This is a genomic window from Mycobacterium sp. WUMAC-067, assembly GCF_020217485.1.
Taxonomy (GTDB): domain Bacteria; phylum Actinomycetota; class Actinomycetes; order Mycobacteriales; family Mycobacteriaceae; genus Mycobacterium.
In genome coordinates, this window is record NZ_JAEKMI010000010.1 from 36,620 (window position 1) to 56,954 (window position 20,335).

22 protein-coding genes are annotated in these 20,335 nt (G+C 65.9%); 14 read left to right on the forward strand and 8 right to left on the reverse strand.

Going from position 1 to position 20,335, the window contains the following annotated elements:
- Positions 1–301 precede the first annotated feature (301 nt).
- Positions 302–2,290 carry a hypothetical protein gene (locus JF781_RS09285; protein WP_225328096.1) on the reverse strand — a complete coding sequence of 663 codons (1,989 nt, stop codon included), beginning with the start codon at positions 2,288–2,290 and terminating at the stop codon, positions 302–304.
- A gap of 322 nt (positions 2,291–2,612) precedes the next feature.
- On the opposite strand from JF781_RS09285, the gene JF781_RS09290 reads away from it, so the two are divergent.
- The 7 genes from JF781_RS09290 (at position 2,613) to JF781_RS09320 (ending at position 6,902) form a co-directional block, all read left to right on the forward strand.
- Complete coding sequence (locus JF781_RS09290) at positions 2,613–3,350, forward strand: aminoglycoside 3'-phosphotransferase (protein WP_225328097.1); 738 nt, start codon at positions 2,613–2,615, stop codon at positions 3,348–3,350.
- A 52-nt stretch (positions 3,351–3,402) separates the two neighbouring features.
- Positions 3,403–3,543, forward strand: a complete 141-nt coding sequence (locus tag JF781_RS09295) for a type II toxin-antitoxin system RelE/ParE family toxin (RefSeq protein ID WP_225328098.1) — start codon at positions 3,403–3,405, stop codon at positions 3,541–3,543.
- A 47-nt stretch (positions 3,544–3,590) separates the two neighbouring features.
- Complete coding sequence (locus JF781_RS09300; RefSeq protein WP_225328099.1) at positions 3,591–4,142, forward strand: VOC family protein; 552 nt, start codon at positions 3,591–3,593, stop codon at positions 4,140–4,142.
- Between the two features lie 79 nt (positions 4,143–4,221).
- Positions 4,222–4,629, forward strand: coding sequence for a VOC family protein (locus JF781_RS09305; RefSeq protein WP_225328100.1), 408 nt, complete (start codon positions 4,222–4,224; stop codon positions 4,627–4,629).
- Between the two features lie 342 nt (positions 4,630–4,971).
- The gene (locus JF781_RS09310; protein WP_225328101.1) at positions 4,972–5,355 is read left to right on the forward strand and encodes a hypothetical protein; all 384 of its coding nucleotides are present in this window, start codon (positions 4,972–4,974) and stop codon (positions 5,353–5,355) included.
- 296 nt (positions 5,356–5,651) lie between these two features.
- A complete protein-coding gene (locus JF781_RS09315; RefSeq protein ID WP_374109683.1) occupies positions 5,652–6,218 on the forward strand; it encodes a peptidoglycan endopeptidase in 567 nt (188 codons plus the stop codon).
- 360 nt (positions 6,219–6,578) lie between these two features.
- Positions 6,579–6,902 carry a putative quinol monooxygenase gene (locus tag JF781_RS09320; protein ID WP_225328102.1) on the forward strand — a complete coding sequence of 108 codons (324 nt, stop codon included), beginning with the start codon at positions 6,579–6,581 and terminating at the stop codon, positions 6,900–6,902.
- Between the two features lie 39 nt (positions 6,903–6,941).
- Here JF781_RS09320 and JF781_RS09325 read toward each other — a convergent pair whose 3' ends face one another.
- Both JF781_RS09325 and JF781_RS09330 read right to left on the reverse strand, forming a co-directional pair.
- Positions 6,942–7,796: an SAM-dependent methyltransferase gene (locus JF781_RS09325; protein WP_225328103.1), complete on the reverse strand. Its 855-nt coding sequence runs from the start codon at positions 7,794–7,796 to the stop codon at positions 6,942–6,944.
- Between the two features lie 25 nt (positions 7,797–7,821).
- Positions 7,822–8,502, reverse strand: coding sequence for a guanylate cyclase (locus JF781_RS09330; RefSeq protein WP_225328104.1), 681 nt, complete (start codon positions 8,500–8,502; stop codon positions 7,822–7,824).
- A gap of 144 nt (positions 8,503–8,646) precedes the next feature.
- Between JF781_RS09330 and JF781_RS09335 the strand changes: the two genes are divergently transcribed.
- Positions 8,647–8,856: a hypothetical protein gene (locus JF781_RS09335; RefSeq protein WP_225328105.1), complete on the forward strand. Its 210-nt coding sequence runs from the start codon at positions 8,647–8,649 to the stop codon at positions 8,854–8,856.
- On the opposite strand, the gene JF781_RS09340 is transcribed toward JF781_RS09335, so the two are convergent.
- Positions 8,808–9,632 (reverse strand): adenylate/guanylate cyclase domain-containing protein, encoded by an 825-nt coding sequence (locus JF781_RS09340; protein WP_225328106.1) that lies wholly within the window; start codon positions 9,630–9,632, stop codon positions 8,808–8,810. The two genes, JF781_RS09335 and JF781_RS09340, sit on opposite strands and share 49 nt — an antisense overlap.
- Before the next feature lie 130 nt (positions 9,633–9,762).
- On the opposite strand from JF781_RS09340, the gene JF781_RS09345 reads away from it, so the two are divergent.
- Together JF781_RS09345 and gnd are read left to right on the forward strand one after the other, a co-directional pair.
- Positions 9,763–11,172: a glucose-6-phosphate dehydrogenase gene (locus JF781_RS09345; RefSeq protein WP_225328107.1), complete on the forward strand. Its 1,410-nt coding sequence runs from the start codon at positions 9,763–9,765 to the stop codon at positions 11,170–11,172.
- Between the two features lie 16 nt (positions 11,173–11,188).
- Complete coding sequence (gene gnd / locus JF781_RS09350) at positions 11,189–12,211, forward strand: phosphogluconate dehydrogenase (NAD(+)-dependent, decarboxylating) (RefSeq protein ID WP_225328108.1); 1,023 nt, start codon at positions 11,189–11,191, stop codon at positions 12,209–12,211.
- Here gnd and JF781_RS09355 read toward each other — a convergent pair.
- Complete coding sequence (locus tag JF781_RS09355; protein WP_225328109.1) at positions 12,208–13,068, reverse strand: alpha/beta fold hydrolase; 861 nt, start codon at positions 13,066–13,068, stop codon at positions 12,208–12,210. The two genes, gnd and JF781_RS09355, sit on opposite strands and share 4 nt — an antisense overlap.
- 121 nt (positions 13,069–13,189) lie before the next feature.
- Here JF781_RS09355 and JF781_RS09360 point away from each other — a divergent pair, with 121 nt between their 5' ends.
- The 3 genes from JF781_RS09360 (at position 13,190) to JF781_RS09370 (ending at position 15,966) form a co-directional block, all read left to right on the forward strand.
- Positions 13,190–13,678 (forward strand): VOC family protein, encoded by a 489-nt coding sequence (locus tag JF781_RS09360; protein WP_225328110.1) that lies wholly within the window; start codon positions 13,190–13,192, stop codon positions 13,676–13,678.
- A 139-nt stretch (positions 13,679–13,817) separates the two neighbouring features.
- Complete coding sequence (locus JF781_RS09365) at positions 13,818–14,720, forward strand: alpha/beta fold hydrolase (RefSeq protein ID WP_225328111.1); 903 nt, start codon at positions 13,818–13,820, stop codon at positions 14,718–14,720.
- A 4-nt stretch (positions 14,721–14,724) separates the two neighbouring features.
- Positions 14,725–15,966 (forward strand): WS/DGAT domain-containing protein, encoded by a 1,242-nt coding sequence (locus tag JF781_RS09370; protein ID WP_225328112.1) that lies wholly within the window; start codon positions 14,725–14,727, stop codon positions 15,964–15,966.
- On the opposite strand, the gene JF781_RS09375 is transcribed toward JF781_RS09370, so the two are convergent.
- Together JF781_RS09375 and JF781_RS09380 are read right to left on the reverse strand one after the other, a co-directional pair.
- Positions 15,967–16,581, reverse strand: coding sequence for a MarR family transcriptional regulator (locus JF781_RS09375; RefSeq protein ID WP_225328113.1), 615 nt, complete (start codon positions 16,579–16,581; stop codon positions 15,967–15,969). It abuts the gene before it with no gap.
- Positions 16,578–18,158, reverse strand: coding sequence for a pyruvate, phosphate dikinase (locus tag JF781_RS09380; RefSeq protein ID WP_225328114.1), 1,581 nt, complete (start codon positions 18,156–18,158; stop codon positions 16,578–16,580). The genes JF781_RS09375 and JF781_RS09380 overlap by 4 nt, the downstream gene beginning before the upstream one ends.
- 209 nt (positions 18,159–18,367) lie before the next feature.
- On the opposite strand from JF781_RS09380, the gene JF781_RS09385 reads away from it, so the two are divergent.
- Positions 18,368–18,889: a DoxX family protein gene (locus tag JF781_RS09385; protein ID WP_225328115.1), complete on the forward strand. Its 522-nt coding sequence runs from the start codon at positions 18,368–18,370 to the stop codon at positions 18,887–18,889.
- A gap of 59 nt (positions 18,890–18,948) precedes the next feature.
- On the opposite strand, the gene JF781_RS09390 is transcribed toward JF781_RS09385, so the two are convergent.
- On the reverse strand, positions 18,949–20,328 hold the full coding sequence (locus tag JF781_RS09390; protein WP_225328116.1) for an FAD-dependent oxidoreductase: 1,380 nt from the start codon (positions 20,326–20,328) through the stop codon (positions 18,949–18,951).
- Between the last annotated feature and the right edge of the window lie 7 nt (positions 20,329–20,335).

Consider the following 20,335-nt stretch of genomic DNA (forward strand, 5'->3'; position numbering starts at 1 on the left):
AGGCGGAAGCGTTGAGTTGTCGGCGGGGCGGAGTTCGCTTCCAAGTGCCGCTATATCGAGTTAGCGCACCTGCGCCGCGAGCCGGTCTGACTGAAAAATGGTGAAGTTCCGGTTCAGCGGATAGGTTGAGCCAAGGCGTTACGGCTCGGGCGTTAATCGGTATATTCTCTAAGGATCGGACCCGTGCTTACGACCCGACTTTTCGCCGCATGGAGCGGCTACCCGCCGTGATCGTTGGTCGTAAGTAGGTGTCGTCGAGCGACGGCAAATTGCCTATTGAGCGGGCATTTCGCGGACCGTGTCACTCGTTCGACGGAGGTTTTTCAAGCTTACTGCTGGCTTCGGTCCTCGATTCGGATGCTGCAAGACAAAAGTCGTCATTGATCTTGATGACCAGCGCGACGGTCAGTCGCAACGCAGTGATATAGGTGTGGAAGTGCACATCCTCGCCATCCGCGTTGCCTTGCGCACCGTGAAGGTATTTGTTCCGCAACTGAGGCCCATTACTGAAGTCCACCCCATTGAGAAAGTAGTTGAAGTACTGTGCTTCCGCCGCGGTCAGCAACGAGGAACGGCGCGTGGCCCAACCTTTCGTAACCATGGCGTCCGCCTCCGCTCGTCCGGTTTCTGACAGGTGGTAGTAGCTCGCTGCCTGAGTCGTGAACAGTGCCTTAAGGATTGCGAACCGTTCCACGCTCGCGAACTGAATGCGCGTTCCAGTGTCCTCAAGAATTCCCTGTTCGGTGAGGTGGTCGATGCTGGGCTTCTGATGCTCTCGGAAGTCGTCGTACGTCACTCGATTCTTCAGAATGAGGCTGGCTGCGTCATGCGCCATCAGGTTCTCGCTGATGTGATTCAGTGTCGACTGGTCAGAGAACAACAGGTGAAGGATGCCGACGATCTTCTTGTCTTCGGAGCTATAGACGTACTTGCCGTCGAGAAGACTCGGTATGTCCTTGTATCGGACCTGCTCGGACCCCATAGTGAGTAGATCGCGGTCGACTTCGCCGTCCCTGGCGAACAGCGTGAATTGGCCTGTGACGCTTTCCATCTCGGCGAATAGGTGTCTCACCTTCTGGAGATAGGACGACCCGTTGTCCGACGGCGTAAATGAGAAATTCGCAGCGCCGAAATCCGCAACAAGGTACTCCTCGAAAAACCAAGCGATGACGCGCTCAAGGTCGATGTTCTTCGATTCGAGGAAGTGGTGGTACATGCGTGTCTGGAGAAGGGTCAGCATGTCGATGGCCCGAAAGGCTGCGCCGATCTTGTACTCAGTTATCCCTGTGGTCCCCATCATTCGTTCCAACACACCTAGATGGGCCGGATAGGACGGAAGGACTAGCAGCACCTGATGGTCAGCGAAGCCGAATAGGTGCTGAAAGTTGTTGAGAATGCCACAGTTGTCGGACGATTCTTCCAACCAGGGACCGCTGTATGTGTATCGAGAAACCAAATCCGAGGTACCTAGGTCGGACTTGACCAGTTCATCTTGATTCCCGGAGATAGCCACGTCGCAGCCGATTCTGATGCCACCATTCTCGGCGAAGAACGTCGCGGTCATTTCATCGCCGCGTCGCTTGGCGTGCAACTTGAGCTTGGCGTCGATTCCGGCCTGAGGGTTCTCGGTGGCGGTCGCAACCAGCCTGACGTAGTTCGGGTTCGCATCCTCACTCGCGACGTATGCCTCCAGCAGCTCGCGAGCGTCGGCTGGCGTAAAGCTCGGTGGAAGGTGGATCTCTTCTCGCACGTCGTCCCACAAGTATTTCCGAACCAGGTGTTCGGCACCGTGGCGCGAACCGCGCAGCTCATCCCGGATCTCGGCGTCGTACGCCTGGACAAGCTTCTTGGTCGCGAGCATATCCCCAAGAGTGACGCCTGCCTTGGCTAAAGCCGGAAGTACCGTCGCGCTGTCGCAGCGTTCAAAGGCCTTGTATCGGCCAAGGAGGTCCAGAAGGTCGCCGAGGTAGTCGAGACCAACGTCCATTACGACGGCCGCAAATTCTCTATTGCTGATCGTTGAAAAGAACCGTGCTACTGCGCTACGGATCTGTGGAACTCGGGCCTTGGCCGCATTGCGCTTCTCTTCCGAGTAGCCGTTCGGAAAGAACTCGCATTCGAGGTACTGCTGCACGTTGTGGAGCTCAAGGATGTCTTCAGTGCTCGTCGGGACATTCTCAGGGTCGAACCGCTCAGCAAGTTCGGCCACGCGCCGGATGTGCCAGCCTGTCGCCAAGTCATTTGCGCCATAGAAGCGAACCCGCAGCGGGGCCGCATCCTCCTCAACCACTTAATGACCTCACTTCGCCTCGCGCAGCCCGGACGCCTCAATTGTGGTGCACAGGTATGACAGATGACTTCCCGCGCGGCGTCTGGGATGTGCTGGAGGGATAGGTGACATCGGAGGCACCGTGCGGTCGTTGCTCGCGTTGACGATGGACAGAATGGATTCTGCCGCGATTCCTTGATGCTGACCTGGCTGTAGAGCTGCTTGGGAAGTTCGGGAACTTGGAGACTCATGCCGCTCTCGGTGGTTGGGTGACGGCGCAGACGTTTATCGGTGTTGCAATATGGTGGAGTTCCGGTTCAACGTCTAAACGTCTGCGGTCAGAGTGAGTTACGAACGGGTGCCAGCAGGTGTACCTGATGCTGCCGTAGCTGTCCCCGGCAAGGTCTTGGACCTTGCCGGGTCAGGCAAGGTTGAGGTCGTTTGGCGTAATGAGCTGGGCGGCCTGACGTTCCGGTCTCACGGCCAGGAGCGGACGCGCTACATCAAGTGGCAATCTTATGCTGGCCTGCACTCGGCGGAACGCGGCGACGTGGACCTCGCCATGGAGTCCGAAAAGCTGCGATGGGCCGGTCAGTTCGTTTCAGTTCCCAGTGTCCTTGACTTCGGTGAGGACGGTGATGCTGCCTGGCTGGTCACCGAGGCGATCGACGCGACACCGGCCTGCGATCCACGATGGCGCGACGATCCGGAGGTTGCAGTTCGGGCCATCGCCACGGGGTTACGCCGGTTGCACGACACGTTGCCGGTGGAAGGCTGTCCCTACCGCGGCGGTTGGTCGTCATGCGAGCCGTCGGAGCCGGCGCAGAGCCTGGTGGTCTGTCACGGCGACCCATGCGTGCCGAACACCCTGCTGAACAGTGCGGGTGAGTTCGCCGGGCACGTTGACCTCGCCGGCCTTGGTGTTGCGGATCGATGGGCCGACCTGGCCATCGCGGCCTACAGCATCAGTTGGGATGTGAACTTCGGGACGAGCTACGACGACCTGTTCTTTGAGGTCTACGGAATCGACCCGGACCCGGAACGTATTCGGTTCTACCGCGAGCTCTGGGACGGTGACTAACCTTGCTCCGCGGTGACCTGGTGGCGGCCCGCTCGCGGAGAGCCCTCAGTGAGTGGGCAATCCGCTTCGCGGCCAGTTGGAGGGACGGTATTCGGCGCGCCGAGGCGAGTTTCGCGTCATTTACCGGATTTTCGATGAACGGGTGGTGGTCCGCGTCATCCACATCGCGCATCGCCGCGACGTTTATCGGTGAGGCGGTGTCATCGAGTTCTGCTTCAAAAGCAACAATAAGGAGGAACGATGCGGTGGCGGGGCGTGTGTCACGTCGAGTTCGCGGTGTTGGACTACGACCACTCGATCGCGTTCTACGACGCGTTGTTCGGCTGGCTCGGGTACAGCAGCTTCTCGTCGCTCAACATGGAGTACGAGTCGACGTATTACATGACGCGTAATGTCAACCCGCACAGCTACATCGGCATCCAGCCCGCCCGCACCGGTGGAAAGTTGACGCATTCCGACCAGGCGGTCGGTATCAACCACATCGCGTTGTGGGCGCGCAGCAGAGCAGAGGTCGACCGCTTCCACCGTGAATTCTTGGTCGAACGTGCTATCCCCGTCACCGACGAGCCCAAGGACTACCCGCAGTATTGGCCCGGCTACTACGCGGTGTTCTTCAACGACCCGATCAACGGGATTCACTGGGAGTTGGCTTGGGTGCCGAAAGTACCCACGCCTCGCCAACTTTGGGCGTTCTATCGGGCGATCCGCGCTTTCGCGAAGAGTCGGCCGGACCTGGCGAACACCGTCCCGGGCGTCACGTTGCAGGCAAGGAGAACCCTGCCGGACCGATGACCGCCGTCGTTGTCGGAGGCGGCGGATAGCATCCTTCGCGCACGACACCCACACCGCCAGGGGCCTGCAGGAGGAGCGCATGAAGTTCGTATCGACTCGCATCATCACCGCCGACGTGAAGCGGCTGGTGGGTTTCTACGAGATGGTCACCCAAATCGCGGCCGTGTGGGGCAACGAGTTGTTCGCGGAGATTTCGACCCCGGCCGGCACCCTGGCCATCGGTAGCGACAAGACGGTCCCGCTGTTCGGGAACGGATCCGCCGAACCGGCAGCGAACCGGAGCGCAATCGTGGAATTCATCGTGGACGACGTGGACGCCGAATACGAGCGGCTCCGCGAGCGTGTCACCGAGGTCGTGACGACGCCGACGACCATGCCGTGGGGCAACCGCGCGTTGTTGTTCCGGGATCCGGATGGAAACCTCGTCAACCTGTTCACTCCCGTGACCGACGAGGCGCGCGACAAGTTCGGGTTGAACGACCTCTAGCGCAATGGGGCGGTCGAACGCCTCGCGGGACGGATGCCGGGGCCGTGGCCGCTCCTCGACGCCGTAGTGGGGCTGGATGATCCTCGTCGACACCGCGGTGTGCGACGTGAGGTAGTGCTCGACCTCCTCGGGAGTCTTCGCCAGTTTCCGGCCGTCCAGCGCGCCGAAATCCTCCACCTCACCGATCAACGCAAACTGTATGGACGTGGTCTCAGTGCGGTCGAAGCCCCGCTTCAATCTCTCAGGCAACCGGCGAAGGAACAGATCGAGGGGGGACCTGCACGTTCCAAACGATCCCAACAACTACTTGCCCGGATCCCAATCCGGGGAAATCCTTGGGAGATGGCGACTGTCAAGGGGACGGGATCGTGGCTGCGGCGGGCTGCGCGTGTGTTGGTGGGCAGCGGATTGGCGCTGTCCATTTTGGGACTGGCCGGCGGCCCGGGTGCGCAGGCGGCACCGGCCCCGACGGATCACTGGTGCCCGGGCGATCAATGGAGCCCGGCGTGGGGCAGCGTCTTGGACTGGGACTGGAATCGCTGCCACGATTGGCAACATCCCGGCGGCCCGACCGGCCCGTCGGGCTGGGGGCCTTGGGGACCCCCGCCGGCGTGGGCGCCCCCACAACCACCTCAACCGGCGTGGGCCCCGGGGGCTCAACTGATGTGGAACCCGACTGATGCCGATTGGGGCCTCTGGAACAACGGGATATGGACGCCCATCTGAGCAGACGCGTTTGGCGGCTCTAGCGATCGGCCCTCCCAGCGTTGGGTGAACTGCGGCCGACGACGACTGCGCCGAGCGGCCCGAGATTGGTCGCGAGGCCACCTGATGAGTGACGCGACGGGTCTGGGGGTATCCCCGGGAAACGGGATCGCTTGAATGCGAGCAATTTGCCGCCAAAAATATACCCGTGTGTAATAACTTTGCTTTAGCTGCGGCGCACCTCATTGTTGGTTTACCGAATGACCTGCGCCACAAATTTTGGTTTGCAATAAATGTTATTGCTAGCCTCGCTGCCCATGGTCGTTATTGCAACATTGATGTCGTTGATCAATCAGGTCTCCGGCACCCCGTATATCGCGGGTGGAGATTCTCCCGCCGGGACTGATTGTTCGGGTCTCGCTTCTTGGATTGCGAATGCCGCAACCGATAGGCCAGTTTTTGGGGATCGATTTAATACCGGAAACGAAGAAGCTGCATTGTTGGCGCGTGGGTTCCAATATGGGACCGCGCCCAACGCCTTGGTCATCGGATGGAACGGTGGCCACACCGCGGTGACCCTGCCCGACGGAACGTCGGTGGCCAGCGGGGAGCGCGGCGGTGTGCACGTCGGCGGCCCGGGCGCCTACCAGGCAGGATTCACGCATCACATGTTCCTTCCGGTGGAGCTGGAGGACGGTGGCGCGCCGCCGCCGCCGGACGCGTTGCCGCCGCCACCGGACGCCTTGCCGCCGCCACCGGACGCACCTCCGCCTGCGCCGGACGCGCCGCCCCCGCCGCCGGATGCCCCTCTGCCTCCGCCGGAAGAGCCGGCCGTCTTAATCGATGCTCCGGCGCCGCCGATGGATGCCCCGCCGGCACTCTGATGTTTTTATCCGGCGACGCGGTAATTGCGGATTCATAACAAATGAAATGAATGCCGCCGGCCATTTGGTTAGTTTTTTCCGGCGGTGGGCGACGGCCAGCCCACTGTTCGGCAGAATAGTGAAATGACGCCGGCGCCCGGTCGAGTGTGAGCTGCGACACTTCGCTCCCGAAAGTGGCGGAAGTGTGCGCCGCGGCGAAAGTTTCGCATGGGTTGTTTGTGACTCGTGAGCACACTTTGCTGTTGGAATCGCTGACCGGAAATCGCGCCCGGCATCCCGACCGGGCCGTGCGCCCGCCGGATAAGCTGGCGCTGCCCGCGGTGCGGGCATACGGAAACCGGCGAACCAAGGCGGGGCCGCATGATCTTCATCGTCGTCAAGTTCGAAACCAAGCCCGAGTGGACCGACCGATGGCCTGAACTCGTCGCCGCGTTCACCGCGGCGACTCGCGCCGAGGAAGGCAACCTGTGGTTCGAGTGGTCGCGCAGCCTGGACAATCCGGCGGAGTACGTCTTGGTGGAGGCGTTCCGGGACGGTGATGCGGGCGGCGTCCACGTCAACAGCGATCACTTCAAGCGGGCGATGCAAGAACTTCCGCAGGCGCTGAAGTCCACGCCCAAGATCATCAACCAGACGGTCGATGCCACCGGCTGGTCCGAGATGGGTGAAATGTCGGTCGGCTAGCTGCACCGGCCACGGACGTCGGCGACCGGATTCACACCCTCAACGTCGCCGCGCCGCGATGTTGCCGATACGAGGATCGGCGACCCCGACGTCCCGGTCGAACGCGGCGACCTGATCGTTCCAGCTGCGGAACTCGGTGTCCCACCCGAGGTCATTGAGCCAACGCTCGGTGTCGAACTCGGCACCGACGCCCGGGGCGGCAGTCGTCGCGGGGACGGTTGCCTCCCCGGCGACGAGGGCTCGCAGATCCCGGTACCGGGCGTCGTCGGGGTCACTGATGAAGCGGCCGACGCCGAAGAGACTGCCCGGCGCGGACAATCCCGTCAGAGTCCGCACAACGCGCTGGTTCCACTCCTGTGTCAGGAAACCGAGCGTGCCTTCATCAACCCAGTAGGCCGGTTCTTCCGCACGAAAGCCGTTCTCGCGCAGCGGCGTAACCCAGTCGTCGCGTAGATCGGCGGCTACGACGTGTCGTCGGCAATTCGCGACCGCCCCGGCGTCGTGCAAGACCGGCTCTTTGAATGCAAAGAGCTCGGCGAGGTCGATCTCGAACACGGCGACGCGGGGTGGCAATCCCATCCGGAACGCCCGGGTGTCCAATCCCGCACCCAGCAGCACGATCTGATCGATACCCGCCTCGACCGCTTCGCGAACGCGGTCGTCGACCAACCGCACCCCCACGGTGCGGCCCTCAAAGAACCCGTCCGCGAGCGTTTCCAGCTGTGCCCAACGCTCTGCGGTGAAGCCCGCGCGCGCCGCGTCGACGAAATGCCGCGCCAGCGGGTCGTTGTACAGCCGGTCGGGCCGGCCGGACTCGCGGGCGCGAATGACGGCGACGCCGATGGCCGTCAGCGCGACGCCGTCAACGGGCACGCGCGATACGTCGTCAGACACCCTTCCCCCCTAGCCAGCTTGCCGACTAGCCCACCATGATCTCGATTTCCCCGCCCAGCGCGTATCCCGGTGCGAGCGGCAGACTGTTACCGCTCCAGAACGAGCCCGGGTCGAACCAATTCGAGTACTTCTCCGTGGTCATCAAACCCATTTCTTCGTAGGTGATGGCCACCGTCTCCGCGCAGTAGGCCGCTTCCAGGCCGAGGCGCTGGCGCTCCTTGCGCCGCTGCGTCGACTCCCGAACCTTCTTGTCCACGACCGGGATTCCGCGCGCCCAGTCGTAGGCGTTCGGCAGCCGCCCGCGCAGCCACCGGCCGGTCAGGCGCATGGTGGTCGGAAACGCGGTGCCGTCCATGCGGGCGATGACCCGCAGCAGCGTGTTCTCTTGCTCGCGGGTGGCCGGCGGAGTCAGCTGGCGCAGCCAGCATCGCTGGTGGTAGCGCTGGGTCCACTGCACGACGGATTGCTGTAGATCGTTGAGTTGCACGCCACGGTGGTTCGTCCCCGTCCACAGGTCGACGAGCTTGCCACCCAGTTCGGCATGCCAGATCAGGGGCGGCAGGTCATCGATGGCCACCGTCATGCCCACGTGGTTCACCGGGCTGTTCGTCAAGGTCTGGATGGCGCGGTCGGGTCCCGAACCGCCGCGAAACAGCCAAAGGTCGCCCGTGCGGGTTTCCTCGAGCGCCTGGTTCAAGGTGAGCATGTTCGTGTAAGCCCGTTCGCCGCTGCAGCTTTCGCCGATCTCATCGTCATCATGAGCCCGCCTGCACGTCGCGGCTGTGCGTTGCGGGCACACAAGTCAATCACAACCAGCGCACCACGACGGTGCTACGCATAGCCTGGTGTCATGCGCAGTGTGTGGAAGTGGGTGGGACTGGCGGGTGCCGCCGGGGTCGTTGCCGGGGGCGTGCTGGTGGCTCGCGACCAGCGCAAGCGGCGTGCCTACACCGCCGACGAGGTCCGGGATCGGCTGCATCAGCGGCTGGCCGAATTCGACGGGGAAGGCCTTCAGTCCGGGCCGGGATCGGCCGAGGGCGCAACGGCGAACAACCGATAGCTGCCCGAAAACCCCTTCAACTCGACGTCGCGGCCGTCGTCGAACCGGATGCCATCGCAGTCCGAAACCGCGTCCCGCACCGGCTTGCTCACCAGGATCTCACCACCGGCGGCTTGTGCCGCGACCCGCGCCGCCATGGCGACGTTGCGGCCGAACAAATCATCGCCGCGGCGCACCGATCGGCCCATATGTATGCCGATTCGAACGCGAATCTCCTCGTGCCGCTTGCGGTTTGCGCCTCGTCGCAACTCGCGCTGCAGGTCGATACCGCACCGCACCGCCTGTTCGGCGCGCGCGAACGCGATCATGAATCCATCACCCTGACTTTTCACCACATGGCCGGACCGTCGCCGCACAAGATCCGAGACCAACTTGTCGTGCGAGCTGATCAGTTTGACCCAGGCCCGGTCGCCGATCCGCTCATTCAGTGCGGTGGATTCTTCGATGTCGGAGAACAGGATCACCACCTTGCCGTCCGGCGTGACGCGCGCAAGGTCGGGCCGTTCGACTTCGGCCCAGTCCGCGAGGTCCTCGATCGAGCTGCGCACGGCCGCGCCGAAGCCCTCCTTGCGCACCAGGTTGGCGGTGTTCCACACCGTCTTCACGGCTTCGCGACCGCCCGACAGCAACCAGCTGCGGGCGTCGTTTCGCTGGCGCAGCTCGTCGAGTTCGCGGTGACTGCGCGCCAGCAGCTGCCACAGCACCACCAACCCGATGGCCTCGATGGCAGCAAACCCGGCCAGAATGTAGACCGAGACATGCAGCGCGTCGCCCATGCGGTCATCCTTGCAAGGCTGTGGTCCGCCGAGGTTGTCGGCCCTGTGAGCAGTGTCTAGGGTTGAGTCCGCCGGCCGCGGGTAGTGATCTCAGGGGCGCCCCATTAGGTGACTTTCGGGAGGAGCGGTTTTGGCCGACGGCGACAGTAACCCATCTGACCTGTTGGTGATCTTCGGAATCACCGGCGACCTGGCGCGCAAGATGACGTTTCGGGCCCTGTACCGCCTCGAGCGCCGCGACGAGCTGAACCATCCGATCGTGGGCGTGGCCAGCGACGACATCACGACCGAGCAGCTGCTGGACCGGGCGCGCGACGCCATCAAGAAGTCGGGCGAGAAGTTCGACGACGCGGTGTTCGAGCGGCTGGCCGGTCGGCTGTCCTACTTGCACGGCGACGTCACCGACGCCGATCTCTACAAGCAGCTCGCCAAGAAGATCGGCTCGGACGCCCATCCGCTCTACTACCTCGAGATGCCGCCGGCATTGTTCGCGCCCATCGTGGAGAACCTGGCGAAGGCCGACCTGCTGGAGGGGGCGCGGGTGGCGATCGAAAAGCCGTTCGGCCACGACCTGGAGTCGGCGCGCGACCTCAACGCCCGGCTGCGCGCGGTGCTCGACGAAGACCAAATCCTGCGCGTGGACCACTTTCTGGGCAAACAACCCGTCGAGGAACTGCAGTACCTGCGGTTCGCCAACAACGCTCTGGCCAAACTGTGGGACCGCGAGAGCATCTCCGAAATCCACATCACCATGGCCGAGGACTTCGGGATCGAGGACCGCGGCAAGTTCTACGACGCGGTAGGTGCGCTTCGCGACGTCGTGCAAAACCATCTGCTGCAGGTGCTCGCGCTGGTCGCCATGGAGCCCCCGGTCGGCGCCGGCGACGACGACCTGAACGACAAGAAGGCCGAGGTTTTCCGGGCCATGCCCGCGCTGGACCCGGAACGCTGCGTCCGTGGACAGTACCGCGGTTATACCGAAGTCGCCGGAGTGGCAAAGGATTCCACCACCGAGACCTACGTCGCGCTGCGCACCGAGATCGACAACTGGCGCTGGGCCGGAGTGCCGATCTTCCTGCGCGCCGGCAAGGCGCTGCCGGAAAAGGTCACCGAGGTCCGGATGTTCCTGCACCACGTCCCCGGGTTTTCGTTCCTGCCCAACCGGCGGCCACCCGATCCCAACCAGATCGTGCTGCGCATCGACCCCGACCCCGGGATGCGGCTGCAGCTGTCGGCCCAGGTTGGGGATTCGTGGCACGACGTTCACCTGGACTCGTCGTTCGCCGAGGATCTCGGCGAGCCGGTACGCCCCTACGAACGGCTGCTCTACGCCGCGTTCAATGGAGATCGCCAGCTGTTCGCCCGGGAGGACGCCATCGAAGAGACGTGGCGGATCGTGCAGCCGTTGCTGGACAAGCCGGGTCGAATCCACCACTACGACCAAGGTTCCTGGGGCCCCGAGGCCGCCGAAGCGCTGGTGCGTGGTCACCACACCTGGCAGGAGCCGTGGCTGCCGCGCAGCACGGCCGCGAAACAGTAAGGAGACTGGAGACACGATGCAGCTTGGGATGATCGGCCTCGGCCGGATGGGCGCCAACATCGTCCGGCGCGTGGTCACCGGCGGACATGAATGCGTGGTCTACGACCACAACCCCGACGCGGTCGAGGCGATGGCGGGGGAGGACAAGACCACCGGGGTGTCCTCGCTGCAAGAGCTCGCCGAGAAGCTGACGGCGCCGCGCGTCGTGTGGGTGATGGTGCCGGCCGGGACGATCACCACCGGGGTGATCGACGAGCTGGCCAAGACCCTCGAGTCCGGCGACATCGTCATCGACGGCGGGAACTCCTACTACCGCGACGACATCACTCACGCAAAAACGCTGTCGGAGAAGGGAATTCATTTCCTGGATTGCGGCACCAGCGGCGGGGTGTGGGGCCGCGAACGTGGATACTGCCTGATGGTCGGCGGCGACGACGAGGCGTTCGCGCGCGCCGAGCCGATCTTCGCCACCGTCGCACCGGGCGTCGACGCGGCCCCGCGCACACCGGGGCGCGACGGCGAGGTCGCGACGTCGGAGCAGGGGTACCTGCACTGCGGGCCGGCCGGCGCCGGGCACTTCGTGAAGATGGTGCACAACGGCATCGAGTACGGCATGATGGCCTCGCTCGCCGAGGGTCTGAACATTCTGCGCAATGCCGACATCGGCAAGCACATCCAGGAAGGCGACGCGGAAACGGCGCCGCTGTCGAATCCGGAGTTCTACCAGTACGACTTCGACATCCCCGAGGTCGCCGAGGTGTGGCGGCGCGGCAGCGTCATCGGCTCCTGGCTACTGGACCTGACCGCGATCGCGCTGCACGAATCCCCGGAGCTGAAGGAATTCTCCGGGCGCGTCTCGGACTCCGGAGAGGGCCGCTGGACCTCCATCGCGGCGATCGACGAGGGAGTCCCCTCGCCGGTGTTGACCACCGCGCTGCAGTCGCGCTTCGCCTCGCGGTCGCTCGATGACTTCGCCAACAAGGCGCTCTCGGCGATGCGTAAGCAATTCGGCGGGCACGCGGAGAAGCCGGCGAACTAGCGTTTGACGAACTTCACCACGGCGTCGCTGAACGCGTCGTTGTCGTCGCCCGCGGCGGTGTGCCCGGCGTTGGACAGCTCGACGAACTCCGCGCGCGGCACGGTGGCCAGGAAGTGCCGAACGCCCTCGGGACTCACCACGTCGGACAGCTTGCCGCGGATCAGCAGGACCGGAATCCTCAGGTTCTTGGCGGCCTGCTCGAAGCTCTCGGTGCGCAGTTCGGGATCGTCACCGGGCTTGGTCATGAACGCCGGGTCCCAGTGCCAATACCAGCGGCCGTCGCGCAGGCGCAGGTTCTTCTTCAGCCCCTCGGGGCTGCGGGGCTTGCTCCGGTAGGGCAGGTAAGCGGCGACGGCGTCGGCGGCCTGCTCCAGCGACTCGAACCCGTCGAGGCCGCTGAACATGAAATCGCGGATGCGGGCGCTGCCGCCCTTCTCGAATCGGGGTACCACGTCGACGAGCACCAAGCGGGTCACCTTCGCCGGGCCGGCCCGGTGCGCGGCGAGGATGCCCGTCAGCCCGCCCATGCTCGCCCCGATGATCGTCACGGGCCGCCCGATCGCCTCCAGGACCCGCAGGACGTCGCCCGTCAACGTCTCGATTTCGTAGTCGGCATCGGGTGAGCGATCGCTGTCACCGTGCCCCCGCGAGTCCAGGGCCACCACGTGCAGCCCCTCGTCGGCCAGGGTCTGACCGGTGTTCTTCCACGAAAACCGGTTCTGCCCGCCGCCGTGCAGCATCAGGATGCTCGGCCGGCCGGCGGCGTCGGCGCCCCGATTCCATTCGTCGGCGACCAGGGTGATGCCCTTGTAGCCGGCAAACTCAACCGTCTCGGGGCTGCTGCTGACGGTACTCATGCGTCCTGACGTTACATAGGCCACATAAGCACTCTTGCGGGGGTCGACGACGCGATGACTTTCCGTGTTCGTGGGGGTCTGTCTGACAAACCCCCACCAGCGATCCCAGGAGGCCACGCAGATGCCATCGATCACCCCGTCGTTATGGTTCGACGACAACCTGGAGGAAGCGGCCAGCTTCTACACCGAGGTGTTCCCGAATTCCCACATCGAGGGGCTCAACCGGACCACCGAGGCCGGGCCGGGGGAGCCCGGCACCGTCCTGTCGGGCAGCTTCGTGCTCGACGGTGCACGGTTCATCGGGATCAACGGCGGCCCGCACTTCCAGTTCAGCGAGGCGGTGTCGTTCACGATCCACTGCAAGGACCAGGACGAGGTCGACTACTACTGGGACCGGTTGACCGACGGCGGCGAGGAATCCCAGTGCGGCTGGCTCAAGGACCGCTTCGACCTGAGCTGGCAAATCGTCCCCGACCGGCTCTATGAACTGATCGGCGATCCCGATCGGGACCGGGCGGCGGCGGTCACCCGAGCGATGTATGGCATGCGCAAGATCATCATCGCCGAGCTGGAAAGGGCCGCAGAGGCGTCCGGCGATCCCGTCCGATGAGTCTTCGTCTGCCGAAATCGGTTGCTATAGGCACCATCTGAAGAACATCCCGCTCCGGTCGGTGCGTCGCGGAGCCGCACGGGTTAGGTTTGTCCGTGCGGACGCGCCGAACAGGAGTGGATATGGCGGACAACGCGAGATGACCGAGCCGCGGTGGATCGACGTGCCGGGACCTCCCGGGGATCTCAAGGCGCTGACCTGGGGACCCGCCGACGGCCCGATTGCCGTATGCCTGCACGGCTTTCCCGACACGGCCTACGGCTGGCGCAAGATGGCCCCGCTACTTGCGGCGGCGGGCTGGCGGGTCATCGCGCCGTTCATGCGCGGATACGCGCCCTCGTCCATTCCCGACGACGGCAGCTATCACGTCGGGGCGATCATGGACGACGCCCTGCGGGTGCGGGAGGCCGCGGGGGGAACCGACCGCGACGTGGTGATCGGCCACGACTGGGGTGCGCTGGCGGCCACCGGTCTGGCCGCGATGCCCAACAGCCCGTTCACCAAAGCCGTGATCATGTCGGTGCCGGTCTCGGCCGCATTCCGTGGCCAGGTGAGCGAGCGGGGCCGGCTGGCCCGTCAGCTACCGCGTCAGCTGCTGCGCAGCTGGTACATGTTCTACTTCCAATTGCCTTTGCTGCCAGAGCGTTCCGCGCGCTGGATCTTGCCTCTGCTGTGGCGGCGATGGTCGCCGGGGTATCGCGGTGCCGACGAGGATTTGCGACACGTCGACGCCGCGATCGGCACACCGGAAAGTTGGCGCGCGGCGCTGGGAACGTACCGGGCGACGCTGCGCAACACCAAGCCCCCGCAGCGGTACGCCGAATTGAACGAGCGCTGGACCGAGGCGCCCATCCTGCCGAGCCTGTATCTGCACGGCCGCGACGACGGTTGCATGACTTCAGCTTTCGCGCATTGGACGGAGAAAGTGCTGCCGCCCGGAAGCGACGTGGCCATCATCGATCACGCCGGGCATTTCCTGCAGCTCGAACAGCCCGAGAAGGTGGCCGAGCGGGTGCTTGCGTTCGTCGGCTCACCCGGCTGACGCCATGACTGCGCGCCGGATGGCCGCCGTCGACGCGCAGTTCTACTGGATGTCGGCGAAAATCCCCAGCGACGAGTTCCTGCTCTACGCCTTCGACGGCGCGCCCGCCGACCTGGGCCGAGCCGTCGAACAGGTTCGCGGCCGCGCCGACGCATGCCCCGGCCTGTCGGTGCGGGTCCACGACCGGTCCGCGCTGAGGTATCCGCAGTGGGTTTCCACTCGGGCCGTGCCGGAGCAGATCGTGTGCCAGGAACTCGCCGATCGCACCTGGGATGGCTGCCTGGCGGCGGTGGCCACGCTTGCCGACAGCCAGCTGGACGTTCGCCGGATGCCCTGGCGGCTGCACGTGTTCACGCCGGTCCTCGGCATCCCGGGCGTCGACGGCCCGGGCGCGGTAGCGGTCGTGCAGATCGCGCATGCGCTGGCCGACGGGGGCCGCGGTGCGGCGATGGCGGCCTGGCTCTTCGGCCGGCACGTTCCGGTGCCCGAGGTGCGACGGCTATCGGCGGGGTTCCTGCCGTGGCGGGCCGTGCAGGCGGCCCGCGGCCACCGCCGCCAGGTCCGCGATATCCGCGCGGGCCTGTTGACGGCCGGGGCCGGGCCGCGGCCGCTGCTGGCGACGAACACCCGCCCGGACGGCGCCCGCTCGGTGCGCACTCTGGTGCGTCCCCGCGCGCAGCTGCGCGGGCCCACCGTCACCGTCGGGGCGCTCGCCGCCGTGTCGACGGCTCTGCATCGTCTGCTCGGACCCGGATCCGAGTCGTTAGGGGCGGAAGTCCCGATGGCCAAACCCGGTGCGCCGCATGCTAATAACCACTTCGGGAACGTGGTTGTCGGGCTGTACCCGCAGCTGGACCTGGATGCGCGGCTGCGGCGGATCGCGGCCGACCTGGCCAACGGCCGGCGCCGCTTCGAGCATCCGGCCACCCGCGCGGCCGACCGGGCCTTCGCCGCGGTGCCCGCACCGCTTTTGCGTTGGGGCATCAACCAATTCGACCTCGACCAGCGTCCCACACAGGTGGCTGGCAACACCGTGCTGTCCAGCGTCTACCGCGGTGCGGCCGACCTGAGCTTCGGCGGCGCCCCGGTCGTGCTGACGGCCGGGTATCCGGCGCTGTCGCCGATGATGGGCCTGACGCACGGCGTGCACGGCATCGGCGACACCATCGCGATCAGCGTGCACGCGTCGGCGTCGGCCGTTCCCGATATCGACGCCTACGTGGCGCTGCTCGAGGCGGCCCTATAGCTATTGCGCGTCGCCGGATCGGGCCGCTTCCTCACGGGTCAGGCCGACGGCGACGATGAGTTCTTCGTGCAGTTCGAACCACACGGTGTGGTAGGAATCGACCAGCGGCCTGGTCAGCCACGCGGTCTGCCCCGCCTTGATTTTGTCCAGCGCCGCAGCGAGTTTCGTCGCGTAGGCGTTCAGTCGCGGTAGTTTTGCCGTGGCGGCCTCGACGATCGGCACGGCGCGGGCGTGCACGTCGTCGAGGCGGGCCAGCACCGCGGCGTCATACTCGGCATCGTCGTGGGCGTTGGGAACGCCGTCCGGGCCGCCCCTGAGCTGCCAATCCGTCACGAGGCGTTTGAAGTCGGCGTTGACGGCGCGAAAGTCGTCGTACACGGCGGCCATCGCGCCCGCATCGACGCCCTCGCGTTCCTGGGCCAGCAGCGCCGCCAACCTGTCGCGGCCGGCGGGGGTGATCTGCACGGTCGCGCCCTCGGCCAGCAGACCCGCCGCGGTCAGTTCCTCGAGGAGGGGGCTGAGGTCGCCGGGATCCACCCCCAACGTCGCGGCCAGGTCGGTTCTGCTCAGCCGACCTTTGAGCCGGACCCCTTGCAGCACACCCAATTCGGTCATGACGCCGCCCCTGCGGCCAGGCGCAGCGCGGTCAGCATGACGATCAGCGGGGTGGCCGAGACCACGTCGGTGTGTCCGCTGTCCATGGCGGCGCGCACGGCGGCCTCGGAGCTGTCGCCCAGGTGCGGATGGCCGCCGGTGATATGAGCGCGCAGCGGGCTGACGCGCCGCGCGATGTCGGCCAGCTCGCGCAGTTCCGGCGAATCGTCTTCCGACCAGGCGGACAGGCTCAAAAGTCCTTCGCGCACTTCGCCTTCGGCACCATCGACGGTGATCTGTCTGCCCGCCAGCGAGGCCGCCACGCCCTGACCGCAGCCCACCACCGCCACCCGGCCCAGTTCGCGGCTGACCACCGCCGCATGGCTGGCGGCGCCGCCGACCTCGGTGACAACGCCCTGCGCGGCCAGCATCCCTGACACGTCTTCTGGCCGGGTGTGATCGCGCACCAGGATCACCCGTTCGCCACGGTCGGCGGCGCGCAGCGCCTCGTCCACGTCGGTGTACGCCGTGCCCGATGCCACACCGGGACAGGCCGGCAGGCCCTTGGCCAAAAGCGGTGCCGCCAAGCGTATTTCGGGCTGAAGCGCGGGAAGCAGCAACCTCTGGACGTGTGCCGGGGTCACCCGCCGCAGTGTTTCCGCATCGTCGATGAGTCCCTCGTGGCGCAGCTGTAGCGCGGTGCGCACCGCCGCCTGCGCCGACCGTTCCGCCGCCCGCGTCTGCAGCAACCACAGTTTGCCCTTTTCGACGGTGAACTCGATCTCTTGGACGTCGGAGTCCAGCCGCTCCAGGGTGGCGGCGGCGGCGATCAGCTCGTCGTAGACGGCCGGCTGCTCATCACGCAGTGCGGTGATCGGTTCCACGTCAACCGATCCCGACACCACGTCGTCGCCCTGGCCTCCGGGCAGCCACTCGCCGAACGGCTCGTTGTCGCCGGTGATCGGGTTGCGTGAAATGAATGCCCCGGCACCGGAATTGGGGCCGAGGTTGCCGAACACCATCGCCTGCACGACCACGGCGGTGCCGTGCTGATCACCGAAACCGTAATGGGCGCGGTAGGCGACCGCGCGGGGCGAGTTCCACGAGGCGAACACCGCCTCGATGCCGGCGCGCAACTGCGCGTACGGGTCGGCCGGCACCTCGCGTTGGTCACCGCCGCCCACGATGCGCCGGTACATCGCGCAGAACCGCCGGCGGGTGTCGCGGGCGAACGCCGGGTTGCCGGCGGCCGCCAGCGCCTGCTCGACGTCGTCGTTGATGCCCAGGTCCAGGATGGTGTCCATCATGCCCGGCATGGACTGGGTGGCCCCCGAGCGCACGCTGACCAGCAGGGGGTGCGGTCCCCGTCCGAACGTGCGCGAGGTCTGCGTCTCGAGCCAGCCCATCCGGTCGAGCACGCCGTCCCAGATCGCGTCCATCGTCGCCGCGGGGTCGGCGAGATACCGCAGTCCCACCTCGGTGGTGATGCAGAAGGCGGGCGGCACCGGCAGCTGGTGGCGGCGCATCAGCTGGATGCCGTGGCCCTTGTTGCCCAGCAACTCGCGCGGGTGGCTCGATGTGCCGTCCAGCAACACCACGGAATGCTCGGGAGGCGCGGCCCTGCTTGACGCGGTTTGGTGGGCGCCGCCTCGTGCGGTACGAGCCGTGGTGCACCCCCTTTGTGGCTTAGCTACCGATGCCGACGTCGGAACGCCCGCTATGTTCCCACACGTACCAGCGGATAAAGCGCCGTAGCTGCTCGGCGGCTCTTGTCTTGCCACCCGCCCCATGATCTAGGTTTACAGTTATGACTTCATATGACACGTTCCATGACGTCGGAGTACTGATCCTGCGGCTGGTGTTGGGCGTGACGTTGGCCGCGCATGGCTACAACAAGTTTTTCGGCGGCGGCCGCATCCCGGGCACCGCGCGGTGGTTCGAGAGCATCGGCATGAAACCCGGAAAGTTCCACGCCACCGTGGCGGCGACCACGGAAATGGCCGCGGGCCTGGGTTTGGCGGTGGGGTTGCTCACCCCGATCCCGGCGGCGGGCTTCGTCTCGCTGATGCTGGTCGCGGCCTGGACGGTGCACCGCGCCAACGGCTTTTTCATCGTCAAGGAGGGCTGGGAGTACAACCTGGTGTTGGCGGTCAGCGCGGTGGTCGTGGCCACGCTGGGCGCCGGGAAGTACAGCCTGGACCACCTGGTCTTCGGGAAGAACTGGATGGACGGCTGGCACGGTCTGGCGATCTCGGTGGTGCTCGGACTGGCCGGGGCCATCGGCCAGCTGGTCATCTTCTACCGGCCGCCGGCCAAGCAAGTCGGCTAGCTCGCTCCTCTTTCGCCCAACGTCGAGTTGTTGGGCCGACGCGCGGGCGCTGCGCCCCACTAGTCGACGTTCGAGGCCGCCACCGCCGCCGTGTCCGCCGCGGTCACCTCGGCGGCGGCGCGCTCGCCGGAGCGAATGGCACCGTCGACCCACCCGCACATGACGGCCGAGCTCTCGGTGCCGGCCCAATGGATGCGACCGCAGGGTTCGCGCATGGTGTAACCGAATTCGGTCAGCACGCCGGTGGGGGCGTGGCTGATCATGCCGCCGCCGGAATACCGCTCCATTGTCCAGTTCTGCTCGTGGAATTCGCGATAGTCGTTCGCCTTGCTACCGAAGCGATCGACGAGTTCGCCGATGACGACCGCTTTGCGTTCCGCCTCGCCGAGCCTGCCCAGCCGTCGCGCGGCGGGTCCCTCGCTGATGACGCACATGACCCCCGGGCTCCCCGCGTCGGTGCAGGCGTCGATGGTCAGGGTGGCCGGCGATCCCGGCGCGGCCGTCTGGCCGGACAGCCCGTCGGCACGCCAGAAGGGCTCGTCGTAGACGACCGAGATCTTGATGACGGCGCCGCTCGGCATGCGCTGGTGCAGGAAGGCCCGGTCCACCGGCAGGGCCGGTTCGTAGACGATCGACGTGGCGATCGCCAGCGGGATCGCGACGATCACCCGCCGCGCCCGCACCGTCATGCCCTCGGCGCTGACGGTGACGCCGTCGGCGTCCTGCGCGATCTGCCGGACCGGCCGCGACAGGTGCACCGCGTCGCCGAGTTCGGCGGCGATCTGTCGGTAGATGGCGCCCATGCCGCCGACCGGGCGGGCGTCCTGGGAGCCGCCCTTGCCCGTGATGGCGAAGGTCGGGCCGCCGGCGGATCCCGTCTGCAGCAACGCCCACAGCAATGACGTCTCGGATCCCGCCGAGGTGTACAGGCCGGACAGGGCCATGTTCAGCATTTCCCGGGCCGCCTTGGACAGCGTGTTCTTCTCGATCCACGCGCCGAGGCTGATCCGGTCCCACTCGGCGGCTTCCTTTGCCTCCCAAGGGGCTTCGCGGGGGATCGCTTTGCACATCCTTGCGAACGACATCAGGGCGAGGCCGAGGTTGGTGACGGCCCACGGGCTCATCGTCCAGGGGATGGTGCCGCCGTAGCGGTGCTTCTTGCCCCCGACGATCATCATCGCGTCGCCGTCGTTGTGCTGCTTGTACTCCGGCACGCCGAACTCGTTCATCAGCGCGTAGATCCGGTCCTGGCCCGGGCCGATCCACGCGCCGCCGCGGTCGATCCACGTCCCGTCCGGGCGGGTCTCGGTGAAGGTGCGCCCACCGACCCTGTCGCGCGCCTCCAGCAAGGCCACCGATCGGCCCGCCTGGTGGAGCCGCAAGGCGGCTGTCAGGCCCGCGAATCCGGCTCCAACCACGCAATAATCGACCTCAGACACGGCTGGC

What these genes read in the sequence shown, in the direction of transcription:
- JF781_RS09300 (WP_225328099.1), top strand. Translation starts at nt 3,591, where the DNA reads ATGCGGTGGCGGGGCGTGTGTCACGTCGAGTTCGCGGTGTTGGACTAC.
- JF781_RS09305 (WP_225328100.1), top strand. Translation starts at nt 4,222, where the DNA reads ATGAAGTTCGTATCGACTCGCATCATCACCGCCGACGTGAAGCGGCTG.
- JF781_RS09310 (WP_225328101.1), top strand. Translation starts at nt 4,972, where the DNA reads ATGGCGACTGTCAAGGGGACGGGATCGTGGCTGCGGCGGGCTGCGCGT.
- JF781_RS09315 (WP_374109683.1), top strand. Translation starts at nt 5,652, where the DNA reads ATGGTCGTTATTGCAACATTGATGTCGTTGATCAATCAGGTCTCCGGC.
- JF781_RS09320 (WP_225328102.1), top strand. Translation starts at nt 6,579, where the DNA reads ATGATCTTCATCGTCGTCAAGTTCGAAACCAAGCCCGAGTGGACCGAC.
- JF781_RS09330 (WP_225328104.1), bottom strand. Translation starts at nt 8,502, where the DNA reads ATGCTCACCTTGAACCAGGCGCTCGAGGAAACCCGCACGGGCGACCTT.
- JF781_RS09335 (WP_225328105.1), top strand. Translation starts at nt 8,647, where the DNA reads ATGCGCAGTGTGTGGAAGTGGGTGGGACTGGCGGGTGCCGCCGGGGTC.
- JF781_RS09340 (WP_225328106.1), bottom strand. Translation starts at nt 9,632, where the DNA reads ATGGGCGACGCGCTGCATGTCTCGGTCTACATTCTGGCCGGGTTTGCT.
- gnd (WP_225328108.1), top strand. Translation starts at nt 11,189, where the DNA reads ATGCAGCTTGGGATGATCGGCCTCGGCCGGATGGGCGCCAACATCGTC.
- JF781_RS09355 (WP_225328109.1), bottom strand. Translation starts at nt 13,068, where the DNA reads ATGAGTACCGTCAGCAGCAGCCCCGAGACGGTTGAGTTTGCCGGCTAC.
- JF781_RS09360 (WP_225328110.1), top strand. Translation starts at nt 13,190, where the DNA reads ATGCCATCGATCACCCCGTCGTTATGGTTCGACGACAACCTGGAGGAA.
- JF781_RS09365 (WP_225328111.1), top strand. Translation starts at nt 13,818, where the DNA reads ATGACCGAGCCGCGGTGGATCGACGTGCCGGGACCTCCCGGGGATCTC.
- JF781_RS09370 (WP_225328112.1), top strand. Translation starts at nt 14,725, where the DNA reads ATGACTGCGCGCCGGATGGCCGCCGTCGACGCGCAGTTCTACTGGATG.
- JF781_RS09375 (WP_225328113.1), bottom strand. Translation starts at nt 16,581, where the DNA reads ATGACCGAATTGGGTGTGCTGCAAGGGGTCCGGCTCAAAGGTCGGCTG.
- JF781_RS09385 (WP_225328115.1), top strand. Translation starts at nt 18,368, where the DNA reads ATGACTTCATATGACACGTTCCATGACGTCGGAGTACTGATCCTGCGG.